Consider the following 11,964-nt stretch of genomic DNA (forward strand, 5'->3'; position numbering starts at 1 on the left):
GTCGTCACGCCCAGGGCGAACGGTCCCTCCGTGGGCATCACCCCTGGCGGGAGGGGGGTTCGCAGACGGCCCTGATACTCTAAGCAGACCTGACACCCTTTTAAGACCCGTCCTGTGAGGCGGGAAAGGTGGTGACTTTTTCATGTCTGATGCCCGAAACCAGGCCCGTGCCGTCCTGGAGGGGCCCGACATCCACCGGGCGCTCACCCGGATCGCGCACGAGATCCTCGAACGCACCAGGGGCGCGGAGAGCGTCGTACTGATCGGCATCCCCACCCGCGGCGCGACCCTCGCGCACCGCATCGCCGGGCGCATCGCGCAGTTCGAGGGGATCAAGGTCCCCGTCGGCGCCATCGACGTCACGATGTACCGCGACGACCTGCGCCTGCGGCCCGCGCGCCCGCTCGGCCGCACCGAACTGCCCCCGGACGGCGTGGACGGCAGGACCGTGGTCCTCGTGGACGACGTCCTCTACTCCGGCCGCACCGTGCGCGCCGCGCTCGACGCGCTGAACGACGTGGGCAGGCCCAGGGCCGTCCAGCTCGCCACGCTCGTGGACCGCGGCCACCGGGAGCTGCCGATCCGCGCCGACTACGTCGGCAAGAACCTGCCGACTTCCAAGAGCGAGAAGGTCAAGGTCTTCCTGGAGGAGACGGACGGGCGCGACGCGGTCGTGCTCATCAAGGAGGACGACCGATGAAGCGGCACCTGATCTCGACCGGCGACCTCACCCGCGACGACGCGCTCCTCATCCTCGACACGGCCGAGGAGCTGGCGCGGGTCTCGCAGCGGTCCATCAAGAAGCTGCCGACGCTGCGCGGCCGCACGGTGGTGAACCTCTTCTTCGAGGACTCCACCCGGACCCGCATCTCCTTCGAGGCCGCGGCCAAGCGCCTGTCGGCCGATGTGATCAACTTCTCGGCCAAGGGGTCGAGCGTGTCCAAGGGCGAGTCGCTGAAGGACACCGCGCTCACCCTGGAGGCCATGGGCGCCGACGCCGTGGTGATCCGGCACAGCGCCTCGGGCGCGCCGCACCGCCTGGCCACCTGGGTGCGCGGCAGCGTGGTCAACGCCGGGGACGGCACCCACGAGCACCCCACCCAGGCGCTGCTCGACGCCTTCAGCATCCGCCGCCGGCTGGGCCGGCTGGAGGGCCTGAAGATCGCCGTCGTGGGCGACGTGCTGCACAGCCGGGTCGCCCGGTCCAACGTGCTGCTGCTGCACACGCTCGGCGCGGAGGTGACGCTGGTCGCGCCGCCGACCCTGCTGCCGGTGGCGGTCGAGACCTGGCCCTGCCAGGTCTCGTACGATCTCGACGCCGTGCTGCCCAAGTCGGACGTCGTGATGATGCTTCGGGTCCAGCTCGAACGAATGAACGCGGCCTACTTCCCCTCGGCGCGGGAGTACAGCCGCCGCTACGGCCTCGACCGCGACCGCTTCGCCCGCCTGCACGACGACGCCATCGTCATGCACCCCGGCCCGATGAACCGCGGCATGGAGATCTCCGCGGAGGTCGCCGACTCTCCGCGCTCGACGATCGTCGAGCAGGTCGCCAATGGCGTGACGGTCCGGATGGCCGTCCTCTACCTGCTGCTCGGCGGTTCCGAGCCCGCGATCGGAGGCGCCGAATGAGCACGTACGACCTTCACGAGGGGACTGTGACCACCATCCTCATCAGGGGCGCCCGGATCCTGGGCGGCGCCCCGAGCGACATCCTGCTGCGCGACGGCGCCGTGGCGGAGACCGGCGACCTCGGCGGAGCGAAGGCGGACCAGACGGTCGACGCCGACGGGCTGGTCGCCCTGCCCGGCCTGGTCGACCTGCACACCCACCTGCGCGAACCCGGCCGGGAGGACGCCGAGACCGTCGAGACCGGCACCCAGGCCGCGGCGCGCGGCGGGTACACCGCCGTCCACGCGATGGCCAACACCTCCCCGGTGGCCGACACCGCCGGCGTGGTGGAGCAGGTCTGGCGGCTCGGCCAGGAATACGGCCACTGCGACGTGCAGCCCGTGGGCGCGGTGACCTCCGGCCTCGAGGGCCGCCAGCTCGCCGAGCTCGGCGCCATGGCCGACTCCGCGGCCCGTGTGCGGGTCTTCTCCGACGACGGCAAGTGCGTGTCCGACGCGGTGCTGATGCGCCGGGCGCTGGAGTACGTCAAGGCGTTCGACGGGGTCGTCGCCCAGCACGCCCAGGAGCCCAGGCTGACCGAGGGCGCCCAGCTCAACGAGGGCGAGGTGTCGGCCAGGCTCGGCCTGACCGGCTGGCCGGCGGTCGCCGAGGAGGCGATCATCGCGCGCGACTGCCTGCTCGCCGCGCACGTCGGCTCCCGGCTGCACGTCTGCCACGTCTCCACTGCGGGCTCCGTCGAGATCATCCGCTGGGCCAAGTCGAAGGGCTGGGACGTGACCGCCGAGGTCACCCCCCATCACCTGCTGCTGACCGACTCCTGCGCGGAGAGGTCGCCGCTCGGCCCGTACAACCCGATCTACAAGGTCAACCCGCCGCTGCGCACCGCCGAGGACGTGCGGGCGCTGCGCGAGGCGCTGGCCGACGGCACGATCGACTGCGTGGCCACCGACCACGCGCCCCACCCGGTCGAGGACAAGGAGACCGAGTGGGCCGCGGCGGCCATGGGCATGATCGGCCTGGAGACGGCCCTGTCCGTGGTCCAGGAGGCCATGGTCGAGACCGGGCTGCTCGACTGGGCCGGCGTCGCCGACCGCATGTCCGCCCGGCCGGCCAGGATCGGCCGCCTGGCCGGGCACGGCCGCCCGATCGAGCCGGGCGCCCCCGCCAACATCACGCTGTACGACCCGTCGGTCCGGCAGCCCGTGGACCCTGCCGCGATGGCGTCGAAGAGCCGCAACACCCCCTACGAGGGGCTGACCCTGCCCGGCCGCGTCGTCGCCACGTTCCTGCGCGGCCGTCCCACCGTTCTCGAAGGGAAGCTCGTATGACAGCCCTGCTCGTGCTCGAGGACGGACGCGTCTTCGAGGGAACGCCGTACGGCGCCGTGGGCGAGACGTTCGGCGAGATGGTCTTCAACACCGGCATGACCGGCTACCAGGAGACGCTCACCGACCCCTCCTACCACCGCCAGATCGTGGCGATGACCGCCCCGCACATCGGCAACACCGGTGTCAACGACGAGGACCCCGAGTCGCGCAGGGTCTGGGTCGCGGGCTACGTGGTGCGCGAGCCGTCGCGGATCCCGTCGAACTGGCGCTCCCGCAGGACGCTCGACGACTACCTGCGCGACCAGGGCGTGGTCGGAATCGCGATGCCCGGCACCCGCGCCCTCACCCGCCACCTGCGCGAGCGCGGCGCGATGCGCGCGGGCGTCTTCAGCGAGGGCGGCGAGATCGCCGAGCTGGTCGAACGGGTGCGGCGCTCGCCCGGCATGGAGGGCGCCGACCTGGCCCGCGAGGTCAGCACGCCCGAGCCGTACGTCGTGCCGGCGATCGGGCGCAAGCGCTTCACCGTCGCCGCGGTCGACCTCGGCATCAAGGCCATGACCCCGCAGCGGATGTCCGAGCGGGGCTGCGAGGTGCACGTGCTGCCGGCGACCGCCAAGGCGGCCGACATCCTCGCCCTCGACCCCGACGGCGTCTTCTTCTCCAACGGCCCCGGCGACCCCGCCGCGGCCGGATACGCGGTCGAGTCGCTGCGGGAGGTGCTGGACGAGAGCGTGCCGTTCTTCGGCATCTGCTTCGGCAACCAGATCCTCGGCCGGGCGCTCGGCCTCGGCACCTACAAGCTGCGGTACGGCCACCGCGGGGTGAACCAGCCGGTGCAGGACCGCAGGACCGGCAAGGTCGAGATCTCCGCGCACAACCACGGCTTCGCCGTGCGCGCGCCGCTGGACGGGCCCTTCGAGACGCCGTACGGCGCGGCGGAGGTGAGCCACGTCAACCTCAACGACGACTGCGTGGAGGGGCTGCGCCTGCTGGACCGCCCGGCGTTCAGCGTGCAGTACCACCCCGAGGCGGCCGCGGGCCCGCACGACGCCGCCTACCTGTTCGACGAGTTCTGCGAGCTGATGGACAAGAAGGGGGCCAAGGGTGCCTAAGCGTACGGACATCAGGTCCGTCATGGTGATCGGCTCCGGCCCGATCGTCATCGGACAGGCGTGCGAGTTCGACTACTCCGGCACCCAGGCCTGCCGCGTCCTGCGCAGCGAGGGTTTCCGGGTCATCCTGGTCAACAGCAACCCCGCCACGATCATGACGGACCCGGAGTTCGCCGACGCCACCTACGTCGAGCCGATCACGCCGGACATCGTCGAGAAGATCATCGCCAAGGAGCGGCCCGACGCGCTGCTGCCCACGCTGGGCGGCCAGACGGCGCTCAACACCGCCGTGGCGCTGCACGAGGCGGGCGTGCTCGACAAGTACGGCGTCGAGCTGATCGGCGCCGACATCGACGCCATCCAGGCGGGGGAGAACCGCGAGCGGTTCAAGGAGATCGTCGCCAAGGTCGCCGCCGAGCACGGCCTCAACGCCGAGTCGGCGCGCAGCGTGATCTGCCACACCATGGACGAGTGCCTGCGCGCGGCCGGCGAGCTGGGCTACCCGCTCGTCGTCCGCCCGAGCTTCACCATGGGCGGCGCCGGCTCCGGCTTCGCCCACGACGAGCAGGAGCTGCGCCGCATCGCCGGCGCCGGCCTCGACGCGTCCCCGACCACCGAGGTGCTCCTGGAGGAGTCGATCCTCGGCTGGAAGGAGTACGAGCTGGAGGTCATGCGGGACCGCAACGACAACGTGGTCATCGTGTGCTCCATCGAGAACATCGACCCGATGGGCGTCCACACCGGCGACAGCGTGACGGTGGCGCCCGCGCTGACGCTGACCGACCGCGAGTACCAGAACATGCGCGACGTCGCGATCGCGGTCATCCGCGAGGTCGGCGTCGACACCGGCGGCTGCAACATCCAGTTCGCGGTCGACCCGCAGACCGGGCGGATGATCGTCATCGAGATGAACCCGCGCGTGTCGCGGTCGTCGGCGCTGGCGTCCAAGGCCACCGGCTTCCCGATCGCCAAGATCGCCGCCAAGCTCGCCATCGGCTACACGCTCGACGAGATCCCCAACGACATCACCAAGGAGACCCCGGCGTCGTTCGAGCCGTCGCTCGACTACATCGTGGTCAAGGTGCCGAGGTTCGCGTTCGAGAAGTTCGCCGGGGCCGACGAGACGCTGACCACCCACATGAAGTCGGTCGGCGAGGCGATGGCGATCGGTCGCTCCTTCCCGGAGGCGCTGCAGAAGGCGCTGCGGTCGCTGGAGAAGAAGGGCTCGTCGTTCGGCTGGGCGGGCGAGCCCGGCGACCTGGACGAGCTCCTGGAGGCCTGCCGCAAGCCGCACGACGGGCGGCTGCGCACGATGCAGCAGGCCATCAGGGCGGGCGCGACCCCCGAGCAGGTCCACGAGGCCACGTCGGTCGACCCGTGGTTCGTCGACCAGCTCTTCGCGATCGACGAGGTCGCCCGGTCGATCACCGCGCTCGACCGGCCCACCCTCGACCTGGCCAAGCGGCACGGCTTCAGCGACGCGCAGATCGCCGAGATCCTGGGCGTGGCGGAGGCCGAGGTGCGGGCCAAGCGCCACGAGCTCGGCATCAGGCCCGTCTACAACACCGTGGACACCTGCGCCGCCGAGTTCGCCGCGCGCACGCCGTACCTCTACTCGACGTACGACGAGGAGACCGAGGTGCCGGTGGGGGACCGGCCCAAGGTGATCATCCTGGGCAGCGGGCCCAACCGCATCGGCCAGGGCATCGAGTTCGACTACGCGTGCGTGCACGCGTCGTTCGAGCTGGCCAAGGCCGGCTACGAGACCGTGATGGTCAACTGCAACCCCGAGACCGTCTCGACCGACTACGACACCTCCGACCGGCTCTACTTCGAGCCGCTCACGCTGGAGGACGTCCTGGAGGTCGTGCACGCCGAGCAGGAGACCGGACCGGTCGTCGGCGTCATCGTGCAGCTCGGCGGCCAGACGCCGCTCGGGCTCGCCCAGGCGCTCAAGGACGCGGGGGTGCCCGTGGTCGGCACCTCGCCCGAGTCGATCCACCTCGCCGAGGACCGGGGCGCGTTCGGGCAGGTCCTCGCCGAGGCCGGGCTGCCCGCGCCCAGGCACGGCACCGCGACGACCGTGGAGGAGGCGCGGGCGGTCGCCGAGGAGATCGGCTACCCGGTGCTCGTGCGGCCGTCCTACGTGCTCGGCGGGGCCGGCATGGCCATCGTGTACGACGAGGACACCCTCGCGGCGTACATGGAGAGGGCGGCCTCGGAGCACCCGGTGCTGATCGACCGGTTCCTCGACGACGCCATCGAGATCGACGTGGACGCGCTGTTCGACGGCGAGGAGCTGTACCTCGGCGGCGTCATGGAGCACATCGAGGAGGCCGGCATCCACTCCGGCGACTCGGCGTGCGCCCTGCCGCCGATCACGCTGGGCGGCTTCGACATCAAGCGGATCCGGGCGGCCACCGAGGCCATCGCCCGCGGCGTGGGCGTGCGCGGCCTGCTGAACGTCCAGTACGCGATGGCGGCCAACGTGCTGTACGTCCTGGAGGCCAACCCCAGGGCCAGCCGTACGGTGCCGTTCGTGTCCAAGGCCACGGCGGTGCCGCTGGCGAAGGCGGCGGCGCGGCTGATGCTGGGCGCGACGATCGCCGAGCTGCGTGCCGAGGGCATGCTCCCGGCCGACTACGACGGCGGCACGCTGCCGCTGGACGCGCCGGTCGCGGTCAAGGAGGCGGTGCTGCCGTTCAACCGGTTCCGCGGCGTGGACACCGTCCTCGGGCCCGAGATGCGCTCGACCGGCGAGGTCATGGGCATCGACGAGTTCTTCGGCACGGCCTTCGCCAAGTCGCAGTCGGCGGCCTACGGCGCGCTGCCGACCAAGGGACGGGCGTTCGTCTCGGTGGCGAACAAGGACAAGCGGGCCATGATCTTCCCCGTGAAGGCGCTGGCGGACCTCGGCTTCGAGATCCTGGCCACGGAGGGCACCGCCGAGGTGCTGCGCCGCAACGGCGTACGTGCCAAGATCGTGCGCAAGCACAGCGACGGCACCGGTCCCGACGGCGAGTCGACGATCGTGCGGCGCATCCTCGACGGGGAGGTGGACCTCATCGTGAACACTCCGTTCGGCAGCCCCGGCCAGTCCGGGCCGCGCCTGGACGGGTACGAGATCCGCACCGCCGCCGTCAACCGCGGCATCGCCTGCATCACGACCGTCCAGGGCCTGGCGGCCGCCGTGCAGGGCATCCAGCACATCGTCAGGGGCGACATCGACGTGTGTTCTCTCCAGGAACACGCCAGGAGGCTGCGAAGCTAGCCCCAGGACCACGGAGGGCACCATGGAGCGCGGAGGGCGCGCTGGCAGTCTGGACTGAGGAGTGAGGGGGAGCGAGGCACGAGCGACCCGGAGCGACGAGGGAAGATGTCAGCTCAGGCGCCCGTAGCCGCGTGAGCGGAGCGAGCGCCATGAGCAGGGAGGGCGCGCTGGCAGTCTGGACTGAGGAGTGAGGGGGAGCGAGGCACGAGCGACCCGGAGCGACGAGGGCTGGACACACCGCGCGCTTCCGGCACGACCTCGCCAGCTCAGGCGCCCGGAGCCGCGCGAGCGGAGCGAGCGCAAAGGAGCAGGGAGTGGCCGGTAGTCCGGTTCAGGTCACGGGCACGGTGCTGACGACGCGCCGCGTGGACGCCTACCATGCGCTCACCGTCGTCGCGCCGGGCATCGCCGACCGGTTCCGGCCCGGTCACTTCGTCACGGTCGCCGTCGGTGGCCGCGACTCCTCGATGCTCACCCGGCGGGCCTTCACGATCCATGACGTGAAGCCGGACTACGGTGGCACGGTGGAGCTCGTCTTCGGCGTGCGCGGCGCGGGGACGGCCTGGCTCGCCGACCTGCGGGCGCGCGACACGCTCGACCTGGTCGGCCCGCTCGGCCGTCCCTTCCCCCTGCCCCGCGATCCCTGCACGTGCGTACTGGTCGGCGACGAGCACGGCGCGGCGGCGCTGTTCGCGCTGGGGGACGCGCTGCAGCAGCGGGGCTGCCGCATCGACTTCGTGCTGGGGGCGCCGTCGGCCGACCGGGTCTTCGGGGCGCTGCGGGCCCGCCGGATGGGCGAGACGACCACGCTGACGACCGAGGACGGCTCGCTGGGCATGCGCGGCAAGGTGACCGACGTGCTGCCCGGCGTGATCGCCGACGCGCGGGCCGACGCGGTCTACGCGTGCGGCCCGATGGAGACGCTGCGCGGCGTCACGGCGGTCGCCGTCGAGTTCGACATCCCCGTGCAGGTCGCCGTGGAGGAGTCCATGGCCTGCGGCATCGGCGTCTGCATGACGTGCGTGGTGCCGGTCATCGGCGACGACGGCGTGACCCGCATGGTCCGCGCCTGCACCGAGGGGCCGGTGTTCCGGGGCGAGCGGGTGCGGTTCGACGACGTCGGGACGATCCCGTTCGACGCGCTCGGCGCGCCCGGCGGACGGCATGCCTGAGCCGGGGCGGGGGAGGCGGCCGTGACCGCCGACCTGCGCACCTACCTGGCCCATGTGGAGCTGCCCAACCCGGTGCTGAACGCCTCCGGCTGCGGCGGGACCGGCCGCGAGCTGGCCCAGTTCTCCGACGTCCACCGGCTGGGCGCGTTCGTCACCCGGTCGATCACGATGGCCCCCCGCGCGGGACGGCCGACGCCGCGGATGGCCGAGACCCCCTCCGGGCTGCTGAACGCCGTGGGCCTGCAGGGCCCGGGCGTCGAGGCGTTCCTGGAGCGCGAGCTGCCCTGGCTGGCCGAGCGCGGGGCCCGCACGGTCGTGTCGATCGGCGGCGGCACGGTGACCGAGTACACCGCGCTGGCGCGGCGCCTGGCCGGCGTCGCCGGCATCACCGCCGTGGAGATCAACCTGTCGTGCCCCAACGTCGAGGACCGCGGGAGGGTGTTCGCCCGCGACGGGGCCGCCGCGGCGGAGGTCGTGGCCTCGGTGCGCGCGGCCACGCCGTACGAGGTGCCGGTGATCGCCAAGCTGTCCCCTGACGTGGCGGACATCGTCGCGGTCGCACGGGCGTGCGTGGACGGCGGCGCCGACGCCCTCGCGATGATCAACAACCCGGTCGGCATGAGCATCGACGTGGACACGATGCGCCCCTCGCTCGCGGCCGGCACCGGCGGCCTGTCGGGTCCCGCCGTACGGCCCCTGGCGGTGCGCTGCGTCTGGCAGGTCCACGCGGCGCTGCCCGGGGTGCCGATCGTGGGCATGGGCGGCGTGACGACCGGCAGGGACGCCCTTGAGCTCGTCCTGGCGGGCGCCTGCGCCGTCGCGGTGGGCACGGCGCTGTTCCACGACCCCTACGCCTGCCCGCGCGTCCTGAGGGAGCTTGAGGAGCTTCTGCAGGAGCGCGGGTTCGACCGGCTCGCCGACGCCGTGGGCCTGGCCCACCGGCCGGCGGGCGCGCAACCACGTTCGCGATCAGATCTCGAGGAGAGTTCGCTTTGACCACGCCCGCTCCCATCGCCGTCGCCCTGGACGCGCCCGACCTGGAGACCGCGGCCCGCTGGGCCGGCCTGGTCACCCCGCACGTCTCCACGGTGAAGGTGGGGCTGGAGCTCTACCTGCGGTACGGGCCCGACGTGATCGCCTCGGTGCGCGGCGCGAGCGGCGTGCAGGTCTTCCTGGACCTCAAGCTGCACGACATCCCGAACACCGTCGGCGCCGCCGCGCGGGCGGTCGCGCGGCTCAAGCCGACGTACCTGACCGTGCACGCCGCGGGGGGCCCGGCGATGGTCAGGGCGGCCGTCGAGGCGGCCCCCAACACCCAGATCGCGGCCGTGACGCTCCTGACGTCGCTTTCCGAGGCCGATCTCCGCGAGATCGGTATCCAGGGACCCCCTGAGGACGTCGTGCGCCGTATGGCCGCCGTGGCCGTCGGAGCGGGCGCCCAGGCCCTCGTCTGCTCGCCCCGGGAGGTCGCCGCCGTACGCGCGGAGGTCGGCCCGGACGTGACATTGATCACTCCCGGCGTGCGGCCCGCCGGTGCCGACACCCAGGACCAGGCGCGGGTGGCCACTCCGGAGGACGCCATCGCCCAGGGGGCCGACCTCCTCGTGATCGGACGGCCCATCACCGGGGCGCCCGACCCGGGCGCGGCGGCCGCCGGGATCGCCGCCGCGCTGCGCCGCGTGAGCCCCTGAGACAGCGACCGGCGGGCTCGGGGGCCGTCACCATGCGTCATCCCGCTCCGGGCCTGCTGAGGCGGTTTTGATCTACGAAGAGTAACTTTTCCAATACCAAAAGTAGTAAAATCAATTTTGTAGTCCGAGAAACCGCCCTTGACGTTGCCGTTACGGCCAAGACCAGCTAGTTTCCCCTCCCGTCCGAGTACATCGACAAGAAATTCGAGGTGACCCGGCGTGGCTCTTCCTCCCCTGACCCCCGAGCAGCGCGCCGCAGCTCTTGAGAAGGCTGCCAAGGCACGCAAGGAGCGTGCCGAGGTCAAGAACCGGCTCAAGCACGGCGCGGTTTCTCTGGCTGAGGTGCTGAAGGATGGGCAGACCGACGACGTCATCGGCAAGATGAAGGTCTCGGCTCTGCTGGAGTCGCTCCCTGGCGTCGGCAAGGTCCGCGCCAAGCAGCTCATGGAGCGCCTTGGTATCGCCGAATCCCGCCGCGTGCGGGGTCTCGGCGCCAACCAGCGCGCCTCCCTGGAGCGCGAGTTCGGCGGCGCCGAGAGCTGATCTCGGCGGCGTACGAGCGAGTTTCACGGGGGTACGGAGTGACCGACACGTCCCGGTCCGCTGGAGATCGGGCCCAAGAGGCAGTCGCGACCAGCGAGTTCCGGACACGCGGCGGTGACTCCATGCCTCGCCCGCGCCTGACGGTCCTGTCCGGTCCGTCGGGTGTGGGGAAGTCCACGGTCGTCGCCGAGCTCCGGCGGTCACACCCGGAGGTGTGGCTGTCGGTCTCGGTGACAACCCGGAAGCCCCGCCCGGGGGAGCGGCACGGCGTGGAGTACTTCTTCGCCGGCAACGACGAGTTCGACGAGCTCATCGCCTCCGGCGAGCTTCTGGAGTGGGCCGAGTTCGCCGGCAACCGGTACGGCACGCCCAGGCGGCCCGTGCTGGAGAAGCTGGCGGCAGGCGTCCCCACTCTGCTGGAGATCGACCTGCAGGGCGCCAGGCAGGTGCGCACGACGATGCCCGAGGCCCTGCTGGTGTTCCTGGCCCCGCCGAGCTGGGAGGAGCTGGAGCGGCGGCTGCGCGGCCGCGGCACGGAGCCTCCCGACGTGATCGCCCGCCGCCTGGAGGCGGGCCGGATCGAGCTGGCGGCGGAGAAGGAGTTCGACCTCACGATCGTCAACACGTCCGTCAAGGGCGTGTGCCACCGGCTGATAACCTTGATGGGAAACTCACCTAGCTAGGGGAATCACTGACGTGGCAAGCAGCTCCGCCTACGCGGAAGGCATCACCAACCCGTCGATCGACGCGCTTCTCGACATCGTCGACAGCAAGTACAGCCTTGTGATCATGGGTGCGAAGCGGGCGCGCCAGATCAACGCCTACTACTCTCAGCTCGGCGAGGGCCTGCTGGAGTACGTGGGACCCCTCGTGGAGACCCACGCCCAGGAGAAGCCGCTGTCCATCGCCCTGCGCGAGGTCTCCGAGGGCCTGCTCACCTCCGAGCCCATCGAGGGCTGAGCGCGCCGCCTTCGGCACGACCGAGCGGATGTGAGCGTCCCGATGGTGAAGCGGGAAACGCTCCCTGAGCGATCTGGAGGGACGCGCCGCCAGTCTGGACTGAGGAGCGAGGGACGAGCGACGAGGGAAGACGGCGGATGTGAGCGTCCCGATGGTGAAGCGGGAAACGCTCCCTGAGCGATCTGGAGGGACGCGCCGCCAGTCTGGACTGAGGAGCGAGGGACGAGCGACGAGGGAAGACGGCGGATGTGAGCG

Annotated in this window: 11 protein-coding genes; all 11 read left to right on the plus strand. The window is 71.5% G+C overall.

Going from position 1 to position 11,964, the window contains the following annotated elements:
* Positions 1-142 precede the first annotated feature (142 nt).
* A complete protein-coding gene (pyrR, locus tag ABZ857_RS32100; RefSeq protein ID WP_030508977.1) occupies positions 143-700 on the plus strand; it encodes a bifunctional pyr operon transcriptional regulator/uracil phosphoribosyltransferase PyrR in 558 nt (185 codons plus the stop codon).
* Entirely contained in the window at positions 697-1,632 is a 936-nt protein-coding gene (locus tag ABZ857_RS32105) for an aspartate carbamoyltransferase catalytic subunit (protein WP_357050437.1), read from the plus strand. Before pyrR ends, ABZ857_RS32105 begins: the two co-directional genes overlap by 4 nt.
* 26 nt (positions 1,633-1,658) lie before the next feature.
* The gene (locus tag ABZ857_RS32110) at positions 1,659-2,960 is read left to right on the plus strand and encodes a dihydroorotase (RefSeq protein WP_357050440.1); all 1,302 of its coding nucleotides are present in this window, start codon (positions 1,659-1,661) and stop codon (positions 2,958-2,960) included.
* Positions 2,957-4,072 carry a glutamine-hydrolyzing carbamoyl-phosphate synthase small subunit gene (gene carA, locus ABZ857_RS32115; protein WP_357050443.1) on the plus strand — a complete coding sequence of 372 codons (1,116 nt, stop codon included), beginning with the start codon at positions 2,957-2,959 and terminating at the stop codon, positions 4,070-4,072. Before ABZ857_RS32110 ends, carA begins: the two co-directional genes overlap by 4 nt.
* Positions 4,065-7,343: a carbamoyl-phosphate synthase large subunit gene (gene carB, locus ABZ857_RS32120; protein WP_357050446.1), complete on the plus strand. Its 3,279-nt coding sequence runs from the start codon at positions 4,065-4,067 to the stop codon at positions 7,341-7,343. The genes carA and carB overlap by 8 nt, the downstream gene beginning before the upstream one ends.
* A gap of 314 nt (positions 7,344-7,657) precedes the next feature.
* Positions 7,658-8,515, plus strand: coding sequence for a dihydroorotate dehydrogenase electron transfer subunit (locus ABZ857_RS32125; protein ID WP_357050449.1), 858 nt, complete (start codon positions 7,658-7,660; stop codon positions 8,513-8,515).
* Positions 8,516-8,536: 21 nt separating this feature from the next.
* Complete coding sequence (locus ABZ857_RS32130; RefSeq protein ID WP_357050452.1) at positions 8,537-9,511, plus strand: dihydroorotate dehydrogenase; 975 nt, start codon at positions 8,537-8,539, stop codon at positions 9,509-9,511.
* Positions 9,508-10,206, plus strand: a complete 699-nt coding sequence (gene pyrF, locus ABZ857_RS32135) for an orotidine-5'-phosphate decarboxylase (RefSeq protein ID WP_357050454.1) — start codon at positions 9,508-9,510, stop codon at positions 10,204-10,206. The genes ABZ857_RS32130 and pyrF overlap by 4 nt, the downstream gene beginning before the upstream one ends.
* A 219-nt stretch (positions 10,207-10,425) precedes the next feature.
* Positions 10,426-10,749, plus strand: coding sequence for an integration host factor, actinobacterial type (gene mihF / locus ABZ857_RS32140; RefSeq protein WP_030450375.1), 324 nt, complete (start codon positions 10,426-10,428; stop codon positions 10,747-10,749).
* Positions 10,750-10,871: 122 nt separating this feature from the next.
* Complete coding sequence (gmk, locus tag ABZ857_RS32145) at positions 10,872-11,432, plus strand: guanylate kinase (RefSeq protein ID WP_357050457.1); 561 nt, start codon at positions 10,872-10,874, stop codon at positions 11,430-11,432.
* Positions 11,433-11,445: 13 nt separating this feature from the next.
* Positions 11,446-11,709 (plus strand): DNA-directed RNA polymerase subunit omega, encoded by a 264-nt coding sequence (gene rpoZ / locus ABZ857_RS32150; protein ID WP_030508986.1) that lies wholly within the window; start codon positions 11,446-11,448, stop codon positions 11,707-11,709.
* The last annotated feature ends 255 nt before the right edge of the window (positions 11,710-11,964 follow it).

This window comes from Microbispora sp. NPDC046933, assembly GCF_040644635.1.
Classification (GTDB): Bacteria; Actinomycetota; Actinomycetes; order Streptosporangiales; family Streptosporangiaceae; genus Microbispora.

Bases quoted from the DNA above. Each gene is read 5' to 3' on its own strand.
- ABZ857_RS32105 (WP_357050437.1), top strand. From the start codon at position 697: ATGAAGCGGCACCTGATCTCGACCGGCGACCTCACCCGCGACGACGCG.
- pyrR (WP_030508977.1), top strand. From the start codon at position 143: ATGTCTGATGCCCGAAACCAGGCCCGTGCCGTCCTGGAGGGGCCCGAC.
- gmk (WP_357050457.1), top strand. From the start codon at position 10,872: ATGCCTCGCCCGCGCCTGACGGTCCTGTCCGGTCCGTCGGGTGTGGGG.
- carA (WP_357050443.1), top strand. From the start codon at position 2,957: ATGACAGCCCTGCTCGTGCTCGAGGACGGACGCGTCTTCGAGGGAACG.